At 72.0% G+C, this 20,293-nt stretch carries 20 protein-coding genes; 10 read left to right on the top strand and 10 right to left on the bottom strand.

All coding sequences use genetic code 11. The features are described 5' to 3' along the window. Positions 1-140: 140 nt before the first annotated feature. Positions 141-1,124, bottom strand: a complete 984-nt coding sequence (locus G3I40_RS00540; RefSeq protein WP_164300160.1) for an aldo/keto reductase — start codon at positions 1,122-1,124, stop codon at positions 141-143. 143 nt (positions 1,125-1,267) lie between these two features. On the opposite strand from G3I40_RS00540, the gene G3I40_RS00535 reads away from it, so the two are divergent. After that, the gene (locus tag G3I40_RS00535; RefSeq protein ID WP_164300159.1) at positions 1,268-2,323 is read left to right on the top strand and encodes an LLM class F420-dependent oxidoreductase; all 1,056 of its coding nucleotides are present in this window, start codon (positions 1,268-1,270) and stop codon (positions 2,321-2,323) included. A 261-nt stretch (positions 2,324-2,584) separates the two neighbouring features. Beyond that, complete coding sequence (locus tag G3I40_RS00530) at positions 2,585-3,373, top strand: ferritin-like domain-containing protein (protein ID WP_164300158.1); 789 nt, start codon at positions 2,585-2,587, stop codon at positions 3,371-3,373. A gap of 24 nt (positions 3,374-3,397) precedes the next feature. Here G3I40_RS00530 and corA read toward each other — a convergent pair whose 3' ends face one another. Beyond that, on the bottom strand, positions 3,398-4,399 hold the full coding sequence (corA, locus tag G3I40_RS00525) for a magnesium/cobalt transporter CorA (RefSeq protein WP_164300157.1): 1,002 nt from the start codon (positions 4,397-4,399) through the stop codon (positions 3,398-3,400). Between the two features lie 62 nt (positions 4,400-4,461). On the opposite strand from corA, the gene G3I40_RS00520 reads away from it, so the two are divergent. The 6 genes from G3I40_RS00520 to G3I40_RS00495 all read left to right on the top strand — a co-directional run bounded on the left by G3I40_RS00520 (position 4,462) and on the right by G3I40_RS00495 (position 11,678). Then, positions 4,462-5,148, top strand: a complete 687-nt coding sequence (locus G3I40_RS00520; protein WP_164300156.1) for a histidine phosphatase family protein — start codon at positions 4,462-4,464, stop codon at positions 5,146-5,148. A gap of 104 nt (positions 5,149-5,252) precedes the next feature. Further along, positions 5,253-5,843 carry a DUF3090 domain-containing protein gene (locus tag G3I40_RS00515; RefSeq protein ID WP_164300155.1) on the top strand — a complete coding sequence of 197 codons (591 nt, stop codon included), beginning with the start codon at positions 5,253-5,255 and terminating at the stop codon, positions 5,841-5,843. After that, complete coding sequence (locus G3I40_RS00510; RefSeq protein ID WP_164300154.1) at positions 5,807-6,643, top strand: SCO1664 family protein; 837 nt, start codon at positions 5,807-5,809, stop codon at positions 6,641-6,643. The genes G3I40_RS00515 and G3I40_RS00510 overlap by 37 nt, the downstream gene beginning before the upstream one ends. A gap of 58 nt (positions 6,644-6,701) precedes the next feature. Continuing rightward, a complete protein-coding gene (locus tag G3I40_RS00505; protein ID WP_164300153.1) occupies positions 6,702-7,139 on the top strand; it encodes an SRPBCC domain-containing protein in 438 nt (145 codons plus the stop codon). A gap of 92 nt (positions 7,140-7,231) precedes the next feature. Further along, a complete protein-coding gene (mshC, locus tag G3I40_RS00500; protein ID WP_164300152.1) occupies positions 7,232-8,461 on the top strand; it encodes a cysteine--1-D-myo-inosityl 2-amino-2-deoxy-alpha-D-glucopyranoside ligase in 1,230 nt (409 codons plus the stop codon). 133 nt (positions 8,462-8,594) lie between these two features. After that, on the top strand, positions 8,595-11,678 hold the full coding sequence (locus tag G3I40_RS00495) for an NPCBM/NEW2 domain-containing protein (RefSeq protein WP_164300151.1): 3,084 nt from the start codon (positions 8,595-8,597) through the stop codon (positions 11,676-11,678). Between the two features lie 62 nt (positions 11,679-11,740). On the opposite strand, the gene G3I40_RS00490 is transcribed toward G3I40_RS00495, so the two are convergent. Together G3I40_RS00490 and G3I40_RS00485 are read right to left on the bottom strand one after the other, a co-directional pair. Beyond that, a complete protein-coding gene (locus G3I40_RS00490; protein WP_164300150.1) occupies positions 11,741-12,403 on the bottom strand; it encodes a hypothetical protein in 663 nt (220 codons plus the stop codon). A 37-nt stretch (positions 12,404-12,440) separates the two neighbouring features. Next, positions 12,441-14,180 carry a S8 family peptidase gene (locus G3I40_RS00485; RefSeq protein WP_164300149.1) on the bottom strand — a complete coding sequence of 580 codons (1,740 nt, stop codon included), beginning with the start codon at positions 14,178-14,180 and terminating at the stop codon, positions 12,441-12,443. Positions 14,181-14,602: 422 nt separating this feature from the next. On the opposite strand from G3I40_RS00485, the gene G3I40_RS00480 reads away from it, so the two are divergent. Next, entirely contained in the window at positions 14,603-14,740 is a 138-nt protein-coding gene (locus G3I40_RS00480; protein WP_164300148.1) for a hypothetical protein, read from the top strand. A gap of 181 nt (positions 14,741-14,921) precedes the next feature. Here G3I40_RS00480 and G3I40_RS00475 read toward each other — a convergent pair whose 3' ends face one another. Both G3I40_RS00475 and G3I40_RS00470 read right to left on the bottom strand, forming a co-directional pair. Then, positions 14,922-15,887 carry a PAC2 family protein gene (locus G3I40_RS00475; protein ID WP_164300147.1) on the bottom strand — a complete coding sequence of 322 codons (966 nt, stop codon included), beginning with the start codon at positions 15,885-15,887 and terminating at the stop codon, positions 14,922-14,924. Between the two features lie 174 nt (positions 15,888-16,061). Next, the gene (locus G3I40_RS00470; RefSeq protein ID WP_164300146.1) at positions 16,062-16,733 is read right to left on the bottom strand and encodes a FadR/GntR family transcriptional regulator; all 672 of its coding nucleotides are present in this window, start codon (positions 16,731-16,733) and stop codon (positions 16,062-16,064) included. Between the two features lie 159 nt (positions 16,734-16,892). Here G3I40_RS00470 and G3I40_RS00465 point away from each other — a divergent pair, with 159 nt between their 5' ends. Beyond that, a complete protein-coding gene (locus tag G3I40_RS00465; protein WP_164300145.1) occupies positions 16,893-17,423 on the top strand; it encodes a MarR family transcriptional regulator in 531 nt (176 codons plus the stop codon). Here G3I40_RS00465 and G3I40_RS00460 read toward each other — a convergent pair. The 4 genes from G3I40_RS00460 to G3I40_RS00445 form a co-directional block, all read right to left on the bottom strand. Further along, positions 17,420-18,466, bottom strand: coding sequence for an aromatic ring-hydroxylating dioxygenase subunit alpha (locus tag G3I40_RS00460; RefSeq protein WP_164300144.1), 1,047 nt, complete (start codon positions 18,464-18,466; stop codon positions 17,420-17,422). The genes G3I40_RS00465 and G3I40_RS00460 overlap by 4 nt on opposite strands. A 5-nt stretch (positions 18,467-18,471) precedes the next feature. After that, positions 18,472-18,696 (bottom strand): recombinase-like helix-turn-helix domain-containing protein, encoded by a 225-nt coding sequence (locus G3I40_RS00455; protein WP_164300143.1) that lies wholly within the window; start codon positions 18,694-18,696, stop codon positions 18,472-18,474. Between the two features lie 19 nt (positions 18,697-18,715). Further along, a complete protein-coding gene (locus G3I40_RS00450) occupies positions 18,716-19,663 on the bottom strand; it encodes a PDR/VanB family oxidoreductase (protein ID WP_164300142.1) in 948 nt (315 codons plus the stop codon). 13 nt (positions 19,664-19,676) lie between these two features. After that, the coding region (locus tag G3I40_RS00445) for a thiamine pyrophosphate-dependent enzyme (protein ID WP_239091435.1) at positions 19,677-20,293 on the bottom strand (617 nt) is incomplete at its 5' end.

Here is a 20,293-nt window from a genome sequence, read left to right as displayed (position 1 = left end):
GCTCGCGCCGTCCGTGTCATCGGCCTGAGCGGTGCTCGCGCCGTCCGGCTCCGCCGTCGGTGCCTCGGCCGGCGCCTGCGTGTCCGGCCCGGCGTCGGGGCGCGCCCCGGACTCGTCCTGCGCGGCAGCGGACTCCGTACTCACAACGTGCTCCAGTCCTGATCGGGATAGCGGTGCACGGGCGCCGACACGTCGTCGAGCGCCTGGCAGATCTCGTCAGGAAGACTAAGGGCCTCCACTGACAACGCGGCGCCGAGCTGCTGCGCGTTGCGCGCGCCGACGATCGGCGCGGCCACGCCGGGCCGGTCCCTGACCCAGGCCAGCGCGACCTGGAGCGGCGTCACGGCGAGTCCGTCGGCGGCTATGGCGACCGCGTCCACGATGTGCCCGGCCGCCTCGTCCAGATACGGCGCGACGAACGGCGCCATGTGGTCGGAGCCGCCGCGCGAGTCGGCGGGCGTGCCCGCGCGGTACTTGCCGGTGAGCACGCCACGGCCCAGCGGCGAGGACGGCAGCAGCCCGATGCCCAGGTCGAGCGCGGCGGGCAGCACCTCGCGCTCGACGCCGCGCTGCAGCAGCGAGTACTCCATCTGCGTACTGGCGAGGCGGGTGCGCACCCCGGGCGCCGCGAGCTGCCAGGTGCCGGCCTTGGCCAGCTGCCACCCGGAGAAGTTCGAGACCCCGGCGTAGCGGGCGCGGCCGCTGCTGACGGCGATGTCGAGGGCCTGGAGCGTCTCGTCGAGCGGGGTCCCCGGGTCGTACGCGTGGACCTGCCACAGGTCGACGTAGTCCGTGCCGAGCCGGGCCAGCGAGGCGTCGAGCGCGGAGAGCAGGTGGCCGCGGGAGCCGTCGAAGCGCCGGTCCGGGTCGGGCACGCTGCCCGCCTTCGTGGAGATGACCAGGTCCCGGCGCGGCACGAGTCCCTCGACGAGCCGTCCCAGCAGGTACTCCGACTCCCCGTCCCCGTACACGTCGGCCGTGTCCACGAGGGAACCGCCCGCCTCCCAGAAGGCCTTCAACAGGTCGGCGGCGTCGTGCTCGTCGGTGTCCCTGCCCCACGTGAGGGTGCCGAGACCGATCCGGGACACGCGAAGGCCGGTACGGCCGAGATGCCTCTGCTCCATGGGCGCTGAGATTACTGGCCGAAGGTCAGGATCGGGCCCCCTGTGGATAACTCTCGTCCGGCCGGTCGCGCTAGGGTGCCCGGCAAGGCACGTTACCGATGGGTAAAACAGCGGCTCCGCACGGCGTTAAGGGGATGTGGTCAATGAAGCTCGGCATCAATCTCGGGTACTGGGGCGCGGGCATGGACGCGGACAACCTGGCCGTCGCCAAGGAGGCCGACAAGCTCGGCTACTCGGTGTGCTGGGCCGCCGAGGCGTACGGGTCCGACGCCGCGACCGTCCTCGCCTACGTCGCGGCCCGTACCGAGCGGATCGACGTCGGCTCGGCCATCTTCCAGATCCCGGCCCGCCAGCCCACGATGACCGCGATGACCGCGTCCACCCTCGACTCGCTCTCCGGCGGCCGCTTCCGCCTCGGCCTCGGCGTCTCCGGGCCGCAGGTCTCCGAGGGCTGGTACGGCGTCAAGTTCGACAAGCCGCTGGCGCGCACGCGCGAGTACGTCGAGATCGTGCGCAAGGCGATGAGCCGCGAGCGGGTCTCCTACGAAGGCGCGCACTGGACGCTGCCGCTGCCGGACGGCCCGGGCAAGCCGCTCAAGCTGACCCTGCACCCGCAGCGCGAGCACATCCCGCTCTACATCGCCGCGATCGGCCCGAAGAACCTGGAGCAGACCGGTGAGATCGCCGACGGCGCCCTGCTGATCTTCCCGGCGGCCGAGCACCTGGAGGAGACCACCATCGCGCCCCTGCGCGCGGGCCGTGAGAAGGCCGGCAAGACGATGGAGGGCTTCGACGTCTGCCCGACGCTGCCGCTCGCGCTCGGCGCCGACAAGGACGTCAGCGCGCTCGCCGACTTCTTCCGCCCGTACACGGCCCTCTACGTGGGCGGCATGGGCAGCCCGAAGCAGAACTTCTACAACCGCCTGGCGCAGCGCATGGGGTACGAGAAGGAGGCCGTCGAGATCCAGCAGAAGTACCTCGGCGGCGACAAGGACGGCGCCGCGGCCGCGATCCCGCACCAGCTCATCGACTCCACGACGCTGCTCGGCTCGGTGGAGCGGATCGCCGACCGGATGCAGGCGTACGCCGCCGCCGGTGTCACGACGCTGACGATCAATCCGGCCGGCTTCACGCTCGACGAGCGGGTGGCGGCGCTGCGCGCGGGCACGCAGGCCCTGGAGCGTGCCGGGCTCGCGTAGCCCGTAGCCCGTAGCCCGTAGCGGGGCCGGGGGAGCCGAGGAGGAGGTTCAGCGGCCGTGGTGGGGGCTCGGGGGGTCTTCCCCGCCACGGCCGTCACGGAGAACAACGCGCCATCGGGTGCGCGGTTACGCCTTCGTACCGGCCGCGGCTCCTCCGTTCGGCCGAGTTGCCCGCCATCCGTGTTGCCCGTCCGCGCACACCGCATTTGACTCGTTCTTTGCGGAGCACCGGACCCCGCGCGCACGCATGGAGGTACCACGATGCTGTCGGCCAAGAGTTTGTTCCAGGAGATCCTCGACAACGACGAGTCGTTCCGGCTGTTCTGCTCCATCGCGGCCAGCGGGGAGTCCCAGGGCGGCTGGGAGAACGCGCGGATCGCGGCCCTCGTCCCCGAGAGCGAGCGCGCCCTCGCCCCCAAGGTGGCGCGGCACGGCGCCGACGAGGACAAGCACGGACGCATCTTCACCGCCCTGATGAAGAAGCGGGGTCTGCGGCCGGTGCCCGTCCCGCACGAGACCGACTACACGATGCTTCTTGAGAAGCACGGCATCGGGCTCGCCCACGAGCAGCTCAAGCGCGACGAACCGCTCTCCGTGCAGGACGTCGTCACGTACCTGGCGCACAGCCGGGTCACCGAACAGCGCGCCTCCGAGCAGATGGAACTGCTGCGCAAGTACTTCGCCGACCACCCGGACCTCGGCCGCGCGGTCAAGATGATCTCCCACGACGAGGACAACCACCTCGCCTACTGCCACGAGGAACTGCTCCGCTTCGCGTACGCGGGCCACGGCCGCACCATCCAGCGCATCCTGCGCGAGTGCGCCCTCGCCGAGATCGCCGTCTACAGGGACGTCAGCCTGGCCGTCATGGACCACATGGGCCGCATCCTGCAGTGGCCGAAGGCCAAGTCGGCCGTGCTCGCGGCCGGCATCCACGCCATGTACGCGTACGAACGCGCGGGCGGCTGGCGGCGGATGGTGTCCCTCACGATGCCGCAGCGCCGCAACGCGCTCGGCGGCCCGGCGACCACGTCGGTGGAGTTCGCCTGACCCGCGCGCGGGGGACGAACGCCGTCACAGCCATCCGCGGCGCTTGAACATCCGGTACAGGCCGACCTCCAGGGCGACCATCAGCAGCACCACCGCGGGATACGACCACACCCAGTGCAGTTCGGGCATGTGGTCGAAGTTCATGCCGTAGACGCCCGCGATCATCGTGGGCACCGCGGCCATGGCCGCCCAGGCCGAGATCTTCCGCATGTCGTCGTTCTGGCGCACGCTCATCTGGGCCAGGTGAGCGGACAGCATGTCCGACACCAGCCGGTCCAGGCCGTCCACCGACTCGTTGACCCGGGTCAGGTGGTCGTTCACGTCGCGGAAGAACGGCTTGGCGTCGTCGTCGACGAACGGCACGCGCGCCAGACCCCAGGGGCCCACCCCGGAGAGCCGGGCCAGCGGCAGCGCCAACGGCCCGGTGGCCCGCCGGAATTCGAGGATCTGCCGCTTGAAGGTGTAGATCCGCGACGCCGTGTCCCGCGACCCTCCGCGGTCCGGGGAGAAGACCTCGGTCTCCAGCTCCTCCAGGTCCGTCTGCAACTCGTTCGCGACTTCCAGGTAGTGGTCGACGGCGGCGTCCGTGACTGAGTAGAGCACCGCGGTGGGCCCGTGCCGCAGGAACTCCGGATCGTCCTCCAGGCGCTTGCGTACGGCCTTCAGGGGCGCGCCCTCGCCGTGCCGCACCGTCACCACGAACGAGTCGCCCAGGAACAGCATCAGCTCGCCCGTGGACACCCGGTCGCTCTGCGGCTCGTACTCGACCGGCTTGAGCACGACGAAGAGCGAGTCGTCGTAGACCTCCAGCTTCGGCCGCTGGTGCGCCTTCAAGGCGTCCTCGACGGCCAGCGGATGCAGCCCGAACTCCTGGCTGACCAGAGCGAATTCCTCCGCCGTCGCCTCGTGCAGACCGATCCACACGAAGGCGTCGCCGGCCGCCCGGGCCCGGTCGAGGGCGTCCGAGAAGTCCGCGGGCCCCTCGGTGCGGCGCCCGTCCTGGTAGATGGCGCAGTCGACGATCATGACTGGCATTCTTCCCAGGGGGCGCACGGGGCGCACTTCCGCATCGGCTTAGGCTGGCCCGTATGCCCACGCTGATCCTCGTCCGCCACGGACGTTCCACCGCCAACACCGCGGGTCTGCTCGCCGGGTGGACCCCCGGCGTGGCCCTCGACGAACGCGGCGCCACGCAGGCCGCGGGCCTGCCGGGGCGCCTGGCGGACCTGCCCCTCGCCCAGGTCGTCACGAGCCCGCTGCAACGCTGCCGGGAGACGCTCGCCCCCCTGCTCGCCGCGCGGCCCGACGTCCCCGTGAGCACCGACGACCGGATCGGCGAGTGCGACTACGGCGACTGGTCGGGCCGCAAGCTGGCCGAACTGTCCGACGAACCGCTCATGCAGGTCGTGCAGCAGCATCCGACCGCGGCCGCCTTCCCCGGCGGTGAGTCGATGCGGCAGATGCAGCACCGGTCCGCGGAGGCGGTACGCGAATGGAACGCGCGCGTGGAGCAGGAGCACGGCGCCGACGCCGTCTACCTGATGTGCTCCCACGGCGACATCATCAAGTCCCTTGTGGCGGACGCCCTCGGGCTGCATCTGGACCTCTTTCAGCGCATCTCTGTGGAGCCGTGTTCCATCACGGCGATCCGTTACACGCGACTGCGCCCATTTCTCGTACGCCTCGGGGACACCGGGGATTTCGCGTCGCTGGCGCCGCGCGAGGAGTCGCAGGAGCCGGACGCACCCGTCGGAGGCGGCGCGGGCGCAGCGTGATCGTCGGCCGCAGTAGGGTGAAGCAGCCGTAAGCACGGTCGGTTCAGGTCGCCAGCGGCCCGGACCGCAGCCAGTCGATCCCCAGATCCCCATGGAGACAGGACGTGTCCCGTCAGGTGTTCCTCTACGACCCGCCGGAGCGGTTCGTGGCCGGTACGGTCGGGCTCCCCGGGCGCCGCACCTTCTTCCTGCAGGCCTCGGCAGGAGCCCGTGTCACCAGCGTGGCGCTGGAGAAGACCCAGGTGGCCGCGCTCGCCGAGCGCATGGACGAGCTGCTCGACGAGGTCGTGCGGCGCAGCGGCGGCAACGCCCCGGTGCCCGCCGTGACGCCCACCGAGGTCAGCGACACGGCGCCGCTGGAGGCCCCGGTCGACGAGGAGTTCCGCGTCGGCACCATGGCGCTCGCCTGGGACGGCGACGAACAGCGCATGATCGTCGAGGCGCAGGCCCTCGTGGAGCTGGACGCCGAGTCCGACGAGGACCTCGCGGAAGCCGAGGAAAGGCTTCTGCAGGACGAGGAGAACGGCCCGCCGATGCTCCGGGTCCGCCTCACCGGGGCGCAGGCCCGTGCCTTCGCCAAGCGGGCCCTGGACGTCGTGAACGCGGGCCGCCCGCCGTGCCCGCTGTGCAGCCTGCCGCTCGACCCGGAGGGACACGTATGTCCGCGCCAGAACGGGTACCGGCGCGGCGCGTGAGCGGCCCGGACCTCGCGCTCCTCACCGAGGGGGAGCTGCACGTACAGGGACAGATCCGCGACGCCTCGAACGCCGTCCTGCTGTGCACCGTCACGCACGAGGACCGCGAGGCGGCCTGCGTCTACAAGCCCGTGCGCGGCGAGCGCCCGCTGTGGGACTTCCCCGACGGGACCCTCGCCCAGCGCGAGGTCGCCGCGTACGAGGTCTCCGAGGCGCTCGGCTGGGGCCTCGTGCCGCCGACCGTGCTGCGCGAGGGACCGTACGGCGAGGGCATGTGCCAGCTGTGGATCGACACCCCCGAGGAGCCCGGCGACAGCGGCAGGCTCCTCGCGCTCGTCGAGGGCGAGGAGCCCGGGGAGGGCTGGAAGGCCATCGGGTTCGCCGAGGTCGAGGAGGGGCGCTCCGCGCTGCTCGTGCACGCCGACGACCCGCGGCTGCGCCGGCTCGCCGTGCTCGACGCGGTGATCAACAACGGCGACCGCAAGGGCGGTCACCTGCTCGTAGACGCCGAGGGGCACCTGTACGGCATCGACCACGGGGTCACCTTCAACGCCGAGGACAAGCTGCGCACGCTGCTGTGGGGCTGGGCCGGGGAGCCGCTGACCGCGGAGGCCGTCGCGGCCCTGGAGGCGCTGCGGGCGGGCCTCGGGGCCGGGGAGCCGCTGGCCGCCCGGCTCGGCGGGCTGATCACCGCCGCGGAGCTGGACGCCGTACGGGAACGGGTGGCGGCCCTGCTGAAGACCGGCCGGCACCGCGAGCCGAGCGGGGAGTGGCCCGCGATCCCCTGGCCACCCATCTGACCTGTGCTTTTGCTCGGCCGAGCGGCGATCGTCCGTGGGCGGCGCTACGTTCGAAGGCATGACCAAGCTGATCGTCGAGGACCGCATCGACCGCCCGGTCTCCGAGGTGTTCCAGGCGATCGTCACGCCCGAGGGCCTGTCGAGCTTCTTCACCGCCGAGGCATCCGCGGCCATGGCGCCGGGGAAGACGGTGACCTGGCGCTTCGGGCACGTGGACGCGACGTTCGAGGTGGAGATCGGCGAGATCGAGACGGATCGGCTGATCTCCTGGACCTGGCACGGCCGCCGGGTCGCGATCGGGCTCGCCGACGTCGAAGGGGCCACGCGGCTCACGATCACCGAGCAGCCGATGGCCGCCGGGACCGAGGGCGCCGCCGAGGCGGTGGGGCAGACGCAGGGCTGGACGTACTTCGTGTGCGCCCTGCGCGCCTACCTGCTGCACGGGATGCGTCACTTCGGGCTCTCGGACGCGATCCGCGCCACGGTCGTGGCGTAGCGGGCGGGGTCATGGGCGCGCAAGAGGGCCTCGTCGGCCATCGGACCAGGTCCGGTTCGTATGCGGAAGCACCGTCCGGTTAGGCTCAATGCATGCATGCCTGGCCCGCTTCTGAGGTCCCCGCCCTGCCTGGCAAGGGCCGCGACCTTCGAATCCACGACACCGCGACCGACGGGCTCGTCACCCTTGCCCCCGGTCCCGTCGCCCGTATCTACGTCTGCGGCATCACGCCGTACGACGCCACCCACATGGGTCACGCGGCGACCTACAACGCGTTCGACCTCGTGCAGCGCGTGTGGCTCGACACCAAGCGGCAGGTTCACTACGTCCAGAACGTGACGGACGTCGATGACCCTCTGCTGGAGCGGGCCGTGCGCGACGGCATCGACTGGGAGGGCCTCGCCGAGCGGGAGACCGCCCTGTTCCGGGAGGACATGACCGCCCTGCGGATGCTGCCGCCGCAGCACTACGTCGGCGCGGTCGAGGCGATACCCGGCATCGTGCCGCTCGTCGAGCGGCTGCGTGACTCCGGCGCCGCCTACGAGCTCGAGGGCGACACCTACTTCTCCGTCGAGGCCGATCCGCACTTCGGGTCGGTGTCGAACCTGGACGCCGCCGCGATGCGGCTGCTGTCCGCCGAGCGCGGCGGCGACCCGGACCGTCCGGGCAAGAAGAACCCGCTCGACCCGATGCTGTGGATGGCCGCCAGGGACGGCGAGCCCAGCTGGGACGGCGGCTCGCTCGGCCGCGGGCGCCCCGGCTGGCACATCGAGTGCGTCGCCATCGCCCTCGACCACCTCGGCATGGGCTTCGACGTCCAGGGCGGGGGATCCGACCTGGCCTTCCCGCACCACGAGATGGGCGCCTCCCACGCCCAGGCGCTGACCGGCGAGTTCCCGATGGCCAAGGCGTACGTGCACGCCGGAATGGTCGCGCTCGACGGCGAGAAGATGTCCAAGTCCAAGGGCAACCTCGTCTTCGTGTCCCAGTTGCGGCGCGACGGGGTCGACCCGGCTGCCATCCGCCTGGCCCTCCTCGCCCACCACTACCGGGCCGACTGGGAGTGGACCGACCAGGTCCTCGCGGACGCGGTGGCCCGCCTGGACCGGTGGCGGGCCGCGGTGTCACGGCCCGACGGCCCCCCGGCCGAGGCGCTGGTCGAGGAGATCCGCGCGGCGCTCGCCGACGACCTGGACGCGCCTGCCGCGCTGGCCGCGGTGGATCGTTGGGCCGCTCGTCAGTCCGCCGAGGGCGGTACGGACGACGGGGCGCCCGGTGTGGTGTCCCGGGCCGTCGACGCGCTGCTCGGGGTCGCGCTCTAGCTGGATCTGCGAACAGCCCCTCCGGTGCGAGGAGTTGAGGACACGGGGCGCTGCCCCTGATCCCGCTCCTCGCTCACCGGAGGGGCTGTCTTGTGCTCTAGCGCAGTGCTCGTTTGTGCGCTAAACCATGGCCATGCAATCAGCATCGAGCACGCCCAGGCGTCCCGGACGCCTCAGATCCCTGGTCGCCGTCGCCCTGCTCGGCCTCGCCGCCGCCTTCGCCGGGCCGGGCCAGAGCGCCCGCGCCGCCGACGGACCCGGCACCGTCGGCGAGGTCACCGGCTTCCACCACGACGGCGCCCGTTACACGCTCGACGCCGGGACCGCCGAGGCCCGCGTCAGCTTCGTGTCCAGCGAGAGTTTCCGGATCGAACTGGCCCCGGACGGGGAATTCACCGACCCGACGGGCGACGACATCGTCCTGCCGCAGGGCCGGCCGCCCGCCACCCACTGGCGGGACAAGGGCGACCGGTACGAACTGAGCAGCAGCAAGGTCACGCTGCGCGCCTACAAGTCCCCGCTGCGGTTCGCCCTGTTCAGGAACGACGGCACCCAGCTGTGGGCCGAGACGAAGCCGATCAGCTGGACCGCCGACTCCACCACCCAGACCCTCGGCCGCGGCGCCGACGAGCAGTACTACGGCGTCGGCATGCAGAACGGGCGCGGCAACACCAGCCTGCGCGGGCAGACCGTCGAGGCCGAGGTCGACTACAACTGGGACGACGGCGGCCACCCCAACTCCGTGCCCTTCTACCTCTCCTCGGCCGGCTACGGCGTCTTCCGCAACACCTACGCCCCCAACACGTACACCTTCGGCGAACCCGTCACCGCCGCCGCCAAGGAGCGCCGTTTCGACGCGTACTACTTCGCGGGCAGCGGCTCCGACAGCGCCAAGGACGTCATCGGGCAGTACACGGAACTGACCGGCAAGCCGTTCCTGCCGCCGGTCTACGGGCTGGAGGTCGGCGATGCGGACTGCTACCTGCACAACGCCAACCGTGGCGAGCGGCACACCCTCGACGCCCTGAAGATCTCCGACCAGTACGTCGCGAACGACATGCCGCTGGGCTGGATGCTGGTCAACGACGGCTACGGGTGCGGGTACGAGAACCTCGCCGAGACGGCGAAGGGGCTGCAGGCCAACGACACGCAGCTCGGCCTGTGGACCGAGGACGGCATCGACAAGATCGCCGACCAGGTGAAGGCCGGACAGCGCGTCGCCAAGCTCGACGTCGCCTGGGTCGGCGACGGCTACAAGTTCGCGCTCGACGGCTGCAAGGCGGCCTACAAGGGCATCGAGGACAACTCCGACGCCCGGGGCTTCACCTGGGCGCCCGAGAGCTGGTCGGGCGCCCAGCGGTGCGGCGTCCAGTGGTCCGGCGACCAGTCGGGCTCCTGGGACTACATCCGCTGGCAGATCCCGACGTACGCCGGCGCGACCATGTCGGGACTGGCCTACACGACGGGTGACGTGGACGGGATCTTCGGCGGCAGCCCCCAGACGTACGCCCGCGATCTGCAGTGGAAGTCGCTGCTGCCGGTGACCATGACGATGGACGGGTGGGCGGCGAGCGACAAGCAGCCGTTCCGGCAGGGCGAGCCGTACACGTCCGTCAACCGGAAGTACCTGAAGCTGCACGAGTCGCTGCTGCCGTACCTGTACTCGTACGCGCACGAGGCGACGCAGACCGGGGTCGGGGCCGTGCGGCCGCTGGCCCTGGAGTACCCGGACGACCCGAAGGCGGCGACCGACGCCGCCAAGTACGAGTTCCTGACCGGGGAGGACTTCCTCGTCGCGCCGGTCTACCAGGACTCCGCCGTGCGGGACGGGATCTATCTGCCCAAGGGGACGTGGACCGACTACTGGACGGGACGCGTGTACCAGGGGCCGACCACGATCGACGGGTACAGCGCGCCGCTCGACACGCTGCCCCTGTTCGTGAAGGGCGGGGCCGCCGTGCCGATGTGGCCCGGCATCCGCTCGTACACCGACCGGGACGCGGACTCTCCGCTCGCCTGGGACGTCTATCCGCAGGGCACGTCCTCCTTCCGCCTGTACGAGGACGACGGCGTGACCCGGGCGCACCGCGACGGCGCCTTCGCCACGCAGCGGGCCGACGTCACCGCACCGAGGACGGGCGCGGGCGACGTACGCGTCCGGATCGGCGCGAGCGAGGGGGAGTTCAAGGGGAAGCAGACCGCGCGCCCCTATGCCTTCACCCTGCACACCGGCGACGCGCCGAGCCAAGTGCGGCTGGGCGGAAAGAAGTTGGCGCGGGCGGCATCCAAGAGCGCGTACGAGAAGGCGTCCAGCGGCTGGTTCTACGACCAGGACGACCGGGGCGGCGTCGTGCTCGTGAAGACCGGGAAGCTGTCGACCCGGCACGCCTTCACGCTCGATCTGCGCGACACCGCGGCCGTGGGCGGGGCCGTGCCCGGCTCCGCTGTCGCGGTGAGCGCGCCCTCGGCGCAGGAAGTGGGCGCAGGTGTCGCCGGGAAGGTCGCCGTGGACGTCACCGCGGGCACGAAGGACGCCACCGACGTCGCCGTGTCGCTCGGCGTGCCCGGCGGCTGGGCGGCGGACGACGCGGTCACCGTCGACCGGATACCGGCCGGTACCACGCGGCGTGTCGAGGTGGCCGTCACCCCCGCGGCCGACGCCACTGCGGGGGAGCAGACGCTCACCGCGACGGCCCGGTACCGCGCGGCCGGTCAACAGCGCAGCATGCAGGGCCGGTTCGGGGTCTCCGTGATGCCGAAGCCGCCCACCGGCGACGCCTGGGCGAGCGACCTGGAGTGGCTGTCGTCGGCCAACGGGTACGGGCCCGCCGAACGCGACCGCAGCAACGGCGAGTCCGGGGCCGCGGACGGACACCCGCTCACCGTCGACGGGAAGACGTACGAGAAGGGCATCGGCGTGCACGCCGACTCCGACATCGAGGTCTATCTCGGCGGGCAGTGCACGAAGCTGACCGGCGACGTCGGGATCGACGACGAGATCGACGGGTACGGGGAGGTCGCGTTCTCCGTCGAGGCCGACGGCAAGGTGCTGTGGACCTCGCCGAAGGTGACCGGCGCCTCGGCGGCCGTGCCGGTCGACGTGGACGTCTCGGGAGCGCGGCACGTACGTCTCAAGGTGACGGACACGAACGGCTCGAAGACCGGCGATCACGGGGACTGGGCCGCGGCCAGGTTCTCCTGCGCAGCGGCGGGTTGACAGGAGGCGGTGCCGGGCGGGGGTGCTCTCCCGCGCCCGGCACCGCCGGTCCTGTCAGGGCGTCAGCGGGTGGTGATCGCGATGCCGATCAGGAGACCCGGGTTGCTCGTGTCGTAGTACCCGAAGACCGTCTGGCCGTACGCGAACGCCTCCTGCACCAGGGAGTGGGTCACGTCCCTGGGGTCGATCAGGACGCGCCACGAGCCGTCCACGTACAGGTACAGGATCTCGGCCTGGCCCGGGAACGGCTGGACAAGGTCGAAGAAGTTCACCGCGACGCCGGTGACGATGTTCTGTGTCGAGATCTGCGGGACCTCGGCCTGCGGCACCCGGTGCTGCTGGCTCTGCTGTTGTCCCTGCTGGCCTTGCTGTTGGGGGCCCATCTGCTGCAGCAGGTTCTGGAACGGCTGCTGCTGGCCCATCTGCTGGAGCTGCTGCTGCAGATGCGGCGGGATGTGCTGCTGCCCCTGCTGCTGGCCCGGCTGCCCCTGCTGCTGACCGAACGGGCTCTGCTGCCCGAACTGCCCCTGCGGGGAAGGGTTCTGCTGCCCGGACTGCTGCTGGTGCTGCTGCTGGAGCTGGGGAGGGACGGTGCTCGGGCCCTGCTGGCCCGACTGTCCCTGCTGCTGGCCCATCTGCCCCTGCTGCGGCCCGAACTGCTGCTGACCGTAGGGCTGTTGTTGCTGCTGCTGACCGAGCTGTCCGATCTGCGGGGTCGTACTCATGCGGGTACCCCTTCTCGTAAACCGGTTGGATGGAGCGTCAGCCCGTGACCACCAGGCCGACGACCTCGTCGTCCGAGAACCAGACACGTACGTCGGGCCGTCCGCCCGTGAAGGCGGTGTGCACCGCCTGGCGGATCTCGGGGGACGGGTTGGTCAGATTGCGCCAGGCGCCCGCCACGAACAGCCGGAGCCTTGGCGGGAGTTCGGGCGGGTACGGCAGGAGCTCGTCCCAGTACCGCTCCGCCTGCCCGGAACCGACCGTCGACGGCAGCACGTTCGTGACCGCCGACTTCAGGTCGGGCCGGTTGCCGATCCGCTGCGAGGCGGGCCGGCCGGGGGCGTCCTGCTGCGGTGAGCCGGTCGCCCTGAGCACCTCGCGGGCCCGCCGCGAGGTCATCGGGCGCTGACCGCCCGCCTTGAGCATGCCCTGGAGGGCGGCCAGCGCGCCGACGACCACCGGGGAGGCGGACGAGGTGCCGGAGAAGGTGTCCGTGTACCAGGCGATCTCCTCGGTACCGCCCTGCAGGTCGCCGGGGCCGTCCCAGGAGCCGCCCGTCGTGGTGACCTCGCGGCCCCAGCCCTGGGCGTCCACGCGGGCGCCGTAGTTCGAGAACGCGAGGCGCGAGCGGTCCGGGCCGTGGTCGCGGCCGTGCGTGCCCGGAGGCGGTGCGCCCGCGCCCACGAGGACGGCGCCGGACGCCCGGTTCGACGGGTTGAACGGGTTGTGCCACCACGCCGGGAACTCGTCCGGGCGGCGCTCGTACACCGCGTCGTCGAGCGACTCGGCGCCGTTGCCCGCGGCGCCCACGACCACGATGCCCTTCTCCGTCGCGTACTTGATGGCCGCGAAGTCGTCCGGCCACCACTCCAGCGCGATGTAGCCGCGCTGGTCCTCGCGCGGCGCGAAGTCGAACCGCGGCCCCGGGCGGTGCAGTTCGAGCAGGACGATGTCGCCGGGGCCCAGCCGCTCGGCGGCCGCGTGGATCGCCGCTGCCGTGCCGACGCCCTGGAAGGACGCCGCCGCCGTCACCGCCTCCGGGGCGATGCCCGTGATGCCGCGGGTGTCGCGGTCGCCGCCGATCACACCGAGCACCGCCGTGCCGTGATTGCGCCAGGCCACGTCCGGGATCGGCGTGCCGACCACGATGCCGGCCAGCTTCGCCGACAGGTCCTCGTGCCCCAGCTGCCAGGCGCCCTCGACGTCGATGACGGTGACGCCCTCGCCGCTGCCGCCGAGCCGCTGCCACGCCCAGTGCGCGTCCACGCCCTCGGGCGCCGGCCCCAGGTAGCGCTGGCGACCGGTGAAGTCGGGGGTCGCGGCGGTCTTCTCCTTCATGCGCCGCGCCTCGTCGAACTCCTCCGGCAGCGAGGCCGGCACGGCGCCCGGCTTCACGTACGCCGTCACGATCTCGGGCAGTGCGGCGATCCGGGACCGCAGCTCCTCGGCGCGGTCGGCGGCGCCGCGGATCCGGTAGAACAGGGCGAGGTCGGGGAAGTCCGCGCCGGCGGCCGAGGCCTCCGACACGCTCCGCAGTCGCTCCTCGCTGCCGAACAGCGGTTCCAGGGTGAGCTGTTCGTCGCCCAGGAACATGTTCAGGGCCGATACGTCGGCGCCCGCCGCCGAGCGCACTCCGTCGCTCTGGGCGCGCAGTCGGGCCTCCGGGCGCGCCAGGACGATCAGTTCCTCCTCCGCGCCGCGATAGGAGAATCCGGACCCGTCCGGGCCGGGCCCCGCCGCTCCGGGGCCTCGTGTCCCTTCCGCGTGCTGGTCGGTCATCGCTCCACAGCTCCCCTCGCCTTGTCCGGTCGTACGGGTGTGCTCGTGCTGCGTCTGTCGGAGCTCGCCGGGGCTCACCCTGCTACGGCCTCGGCCGTCCGTCCACCCCTCGCTCGCGAACTACGTTTGAGGACAGGCCAGTTGGGGAACCCCCTGCATTTCGGCCGGAACCTGCTGTCCCGCCGCAAACCAGCCGGTTCCTGCGGTGAACGGGGCCAAGTGGTGGGGTGGAAGCGTCTGCTGACCACATGACCGTGCGGCCCACCGGTCGCACCGGTGCGAAGATCAATGAGCCCGGCAGGCCGTACCCGGCGGCGTCGACAGCCGGGGCGTCGTCAATACCGGCGCCTGGCGGGGGCAGTCCGCTGCGTGTCGATCCGGCCACCGGCGTTGCGCGGCGGATCGAGCCGGGTGGTGCCACCGTGCCCGAGGGGGACGGCGTCCTGCGGACCGGCCGCCTGCTCCAGCTCGCTCAGGCCTGGCCGAACGCGAGCGGTGTCTTCCGGCTCGACGTCGCGTGCACCCGGGGCGCGGCCGTGGCTCGCCTCACCGATCCGTGATTTCGCCTCCCGACCGCGCAAGAGCGTGGGTGGAGCGGCTGTTTCTGCCGAGCCCCGCTTCGACGTGGCACCGGCGCCGCCGGGCACGGACCACGACGCGGTGCCGGTCGCCCAGTCGTGAGCAGGATCGTGTGCGGGAGACAGGTGCGGGCCGCGGCCTTGGCCCCGGCCCGCACACCACTCACTCCTCGCCGTCCTCGCCCTCCGGACGCGGCGGCTTCGGCGGCCGCGTCCGGCCGCTCGGGTTGTCCCTCAGGTACGTCGAGCCGTCCCCGCCGTCCGTCGCGTGCCCGCTCGGCGACGCGCCCGGATCGCGGCGGCGCAGATAACGCTCGAACTCGCGGGCGATGGCCTCGCCGGACGCCTCGGGCAGCTCCGCGGTGTCCCGCGCCTCCTCCAGGCTCTGCACGTACTCGGCGACCTCGCTGTCCTCCGCCGCCAGCTGGTCCACGCCCAGCTGCCAGGCGCGCGCGTCCTCGGGCAGCTCGCCCAGCGGGATGCGCAGGTCGATCAGGTCCTCCAGGCGGTTCAGGAGGGCCAGCGTCGCCTTCGGGTTCGGCGGCTGCGAGACGTAGTGCGGGACCGCCGCCCACAGCGAGACCGCCGGGACGCCCGCGTGCGTGCACGCCTCCTGGAGGATGCCGACGATGCCCGTCGGCCCCTCGTACTTGGTCTCCTCCAGGTCCATGCGCGTCGCGAGATCCGGGTCGGAGGTCACTCCGGACACCGGCACGGGCCGGGTGTGCGGGGTGTCACCGAGCAGCGCGCCCAGGATGACGACCAGCTCGACGCCGAGCTCGTGCGCGAAGCCCAGGATCTCGTTGCAGAACGAGCGCCAGCGCATGGACGGCTCGATGCCCCGGACCAGGACCAGGTCGCGCGGCTTGTCGCCGCCGATGCGGACCACCGAGAGCCGGGTCGTCGGCCAGGTGATCTTGCGCACGCCGTCTTCCAGGAAGACCGTGGGCCGGTTGACCTGGAAGTCGTAGTAGTCCTCGGCGTCCAGCGCCGCGAACACCTCGCCCTTCCACTCCTTGTCGAGATGCGCGACCGCGGTGGAGGCGGCGTCGCCGGCATCGTTCCAGCCCTCGAACGCGGCCACCATGACCGGGTCGACCAGCTCGGGAACTCCCTCGAGCTCGATCACCCAGCGCCTCCTTCCGACATCCCCCAGTGCCTCGATGGCCTGGGGGGACCCCCACACGTACCTGCCCACCTTACGGCGTCCGCGAGGGCCCTCCGCAGCCCCCGCGAACCCGGAGGCTGCCCGGAACACTGCCCCGGGTCGCCGGGTCGCACTCCACCCGTCGGGGGCCCGGTCTCAGAGTGTGGACCGCAGCCACTGCTCCACGCTCGCGATGTGCACGGTCGCCCAGGACCGTGCCGCCTCCGCGTCCCCGTCGCGCAGCGCCGCGAGGATCGCCCGGTGCTCGTGCAGGGTGCGGCTGACCGCGTCCTCCTGGGTCAGGCCGCGCCAGATCCGGGCCCGGGTGGTCGGCCCGGACAGGCCGTCGAGCAGGGAACACAGCACCGAGTTGCCGGACGCCTTGACGATGCCGCGGTGGAAGTCGAGGTCGGCGGCGACCAGCTCCTCCACCGAGGGCTCGGCGCCCAGGTCGTCGAGCTGCGCCGAGAGCTTGTCGAGTTGCTCCTCGGCGATCAGGGTCGCGGCCATCGCGGTCGCGGCGGGCTCCAGGATGCGGCGCACGGCGAGGAACTCCAGGACCGTGTCGTCGCGGTGGAAGTCGACGACGAAGCTCAACGCCTCGAGCAGCAGCTGCGGGTCGAGGCTCGTGACGTACGTGCCGTCGCCCTGCCGTACGTCGAGGATGCGGATCAGCGACAGGGCGCGCACCGCCTCGCGCAGCGAATTGCGCGACAGGCCCAGCTCCGCGGCGAGTTCGCTCTCCTTGGGGAGCCGGTCGCCGGGGCGCAGTGCGCCCGAGACGATCATGCCCTTGATCTTCTCGATGGCCTCGTCGGTGACGGCCATGGCAGCCCCCTCTGCTCGTCCCCGGAGGGCCGATACCTCCGATGTCTCGGACCATTATGTGGCCGGCAGACGCCCGGGCGAGCAGGGTCCCGTATTCATTTGAGGGCTAAGATTTCTACGGCAGCCCCGTGGGGGCGGTGCACAGGGAGGCGGCTACGCATGACGGGCAAGAAGACGGCGGTCCACAAGGACGCCGTTGCGGGGATCATCGAGGACTGGGCGCGGGAGCGGCCCGAGCTCGACACCGCGCCGCTGGAGGTCCTCGCCCGGCTGCACCGCACGTTCCTGCGCTACAACACCAAGCTGACCGCGGCCATCGAGCGGCACGGCCTCGCGGTCGCCGGCTTCGACGTGCTGACCGCGCTGCGCCGGGCGGGAGCCCCCTACCGGCTGACCGCAGGGCAGTTGGCCGACTCCGGTCTGGTCTCGTCGGCGGGGGTGACGCTGCGCATCGACCGCCTGGAGAAGGACGGCCTGATCGTGCGCGAGCGCGACGCCGAGGACCGGCGCGTCGTCTACTCGCGGCTCACGGACACCGGACTGGCCAAGGTGGACGAGGTGTTCGCCGAGCACCTGGACAACGAGCGCCGGATGCTGACCGACCTGTCCCCGGCCGAGCGCCGCCAACTCGCCCGACTGCTCGGCAAGTTGGAGCGCTCGATCGTGGACTCCGAGGAGGACGACGGCTAGGGCGTGCCCGGGGCCCCGGGCGGACCCTGGACGGTCGCCGCCGCCTGCTGTTCGGCTCCGGACCGGTACAGGCGGCGCAGCCGGACGACGCCGAGGTCGTGCTGGTAGAGGTTCTCCCGCTGGTCGGCGTCGGCCGACATCGCCTCCAGCATCAGCCGGTCCTGCTCCAGGACAGCCCAGTGCCGCTCCTCGATCAGGGTCCGGTAGAGGAAGCGCCAGCTGTCGCGCTGCCAGCCCTGGACCTTGCGGTAGCGCCAGAAGAACACCGCGCAGCGGCCCTCGTCGACCGGCCGCACCATGCCGACGATGCCGAACGGGCCGCCGGGCCCCGCCGACGGCGGATACGGGATCGACAGGTCGACCCAGTCCACGCCGGTGCGGCACAGCTCCACCCAGTCGAAGTTCACACCGCGCTGGTCGGTCTTCTCGAAGAAGTAGCCGCGGTCGGTCTCCCGGATGCGGAACTTGGCGGTGGTGTCCCCGTCGAACATCGTGTGCGAGTCGTGGTGCAGGAAGGCGCCGTGCATCGGGTCGAGCAGGTTCTCGACGGCGTAACGCCAGGGCACGTCCCACTCGGCGTAGCACAGGATGGCGTCCACGTCCGGGTCGGTGAGCGGCTCCGGCAGCGTCAACTCGGTCGGCGCGGGCTGCTGTTCGGTGCCGAAGTACGCGAGGACGGCGCCGCTCACCTCGCGCACGGGCAGGGACACGACGAGCTTCTTGCCCTCCAGGTTGCAGCCGGGCAGACCCGGCACGGACGAGACGGTGCCGTCGGTCTCGATCTCCACGCCGTGGTACCAGCAGGCCACCCGGTCGCCCAGGTGTTTGCCGAGGGAGAGGGGGGCGCCGCGGTGCGGGCAGCGGTCGGCGAGCATGCTCAGGGTGCCGTCGGAACGGCGGAACAGCAGCCACTGCTCCCCGAGGACGGTGACCTTGCGCATCGCGCCGGGCGCGACGAACGAGGACGGGACGACCGGATGCCACTGGCCGCGCAGGCCCGTCGCGTAGAGGTGATCGGCGGTCGGGCCGGTCGAAACGGTCATGGCGCTCACGCTCCCAGGCGGTGCATCTCGGCGGTGAAGGACTCCTCGGTCCACGGCGCGCCGTCGGGCGCGGGGACCTGGCGGGCGTTCAACCCGCGGACCACGTCGGCGAGTTCGTGGCCCTCCTTGGTGAAGACCTCTTCGAGGGTGGCCGCCAGCTTGTACTCGTACGGCGACGGCTCGTGGTCACGGGACTGGTGGATCTCCAGGTACGGCCAGTCGGTGTTCATAGGGATCTCCAAGTACGGGTCACAGGTCGAGGACGAGACGGGATCCGGCCGCGCAGCGCGAGACGCAGATCATCATCGAGGTGCCGGCGGCGCGCTCGGCGTCGGAGAGCAGGAAGTCGCGGTGGTCGGGGGCGCCGTCGAGCACCCGGGTCTCGCAGGACCCGCAGATGCCGTCGCGGCAGGAGTGGGCCACGTCCAGTCCGGCCCGCTCGGCGGCCTCCAGGATCGAGCTGTCGGGTCCGACGGTGAGGCGGAGCCCGGAGGCGCGGCACTCGACCTCGAACTCCCCGTCGTCCGCGGCGCGTTCGACGACCGGCGCCGCGAACCGCTCGACGCGCAGCCGCTCGGCCGGGCACACCGCCTCGACGGCGGCGAGCAGCGGCTCGGGCCCGCAGCAGTAGACGAGGGCGCCCTCGGGCAGCTCCGCGAGGGTGGCGGCCAGGTCGATGTGGCCGAGCTCGTCCTGCGGCACGAGCGTCACCTCGCCGCCCAGCGCGGCGAGTTCGTCGGTGAACGCCATGGAGGCGCGGCCGCGGCCGCCGTACGTCATGCGCCAGTCGACGCCCCGCCGGGCCGCCTCCCGGGCCATCGCGAGAAGGGGGGTGACCCCGATGCCGCCCGCGACGAACACGTACGCGGCGGCCTCCTCCAGCGCGAAGTGGTTGCGGGGCTCGGAGACGGTGACGCTCTGACCGGGCCGCAGCGCGGTGTGCACGTGCCGCGAACCCCCGCGTGAGGACGGCTCGTTGAGGACGCCGATGCGGTACGTGCCCGTCGCCGCGGGGTCGCCGCACAGGCTGTACTGCCGGATCTGCCCGCCGACGTGCACGTCGACGTGGGCGCCGGGGGCCCAGCCGGGCAGCGGCTTGCCGTCGGGGTGGGTCAGCTCGACGGAGAGGACACCGTCGGCCTCCCAGGTCATCCGCCGCACCAGCAGGGACAGGTGACGCTCTTGCGGGGTCGTCATGGCAGTGGCCTCCCTACGGGGCGGGGATCGTCACGGGCGGGGTGAACGGGTTCTTCATCGGGCCGAGCGCCGCCAGGTCCACCTCGACGAGCACGGGGCCGTCGGCGGCGACGGCCTCCTCGATCACGGGCCGGGCGTGCTCGGCGTCGGCGATGCGCAGATAGGGCAACCGGCAGGCGCGGGCGAGCAGTTCGAAGTCGGGCGTGGTGAGGTCGACGCCGGAGCGGCGCTCGCTGTAGCGGTCCTGCATGTTGCGCAGCACGCCGTAGCCGCCATCGTTGAAGACCAGCACGGTCAGCCGGGGCCGCTCCTGCGCCACCGTGAGCAGCTCGCCCAGGTGCACGGCGAGACCGCCGTCGCCGGCGATGACCACGGTGGGCCGCCCGGGCGCGGCCAGCGCGGCGCCGATGCCCATGCCGAGGCCCTGTCCGATGCCGCCGCCGCGCGGGAAGACGTTGGCCCGCGGGTCGTACATCTCCAGGAGCCGGTTGCCCCAGCTGCTGGAGGCGATGGTGACGTCCCGGGCGACGACCGCGTCGCGGGGGAGCGCGTCGCGCAGCGCGTCGCAGATCGCCGCCTGGGGGCCGATGCTGTCGTGCAGCGCGGCACGGACCTCGGTGCGCACCTGCC

This window comes from Streptomyces sp. SID14478 (assembly GCF_010548525.1).
Classification (GTDB): Bacteria; Actinomycetota; Actinomycetes; order Streptomycetales; family Streptomycetaceae; genus Streptomyces.
The sequence above is the reverse complement of the archived record's forward strand: the minus strand, read 5'-3'. Positions and strand labels throughout refer to the sequence as shown.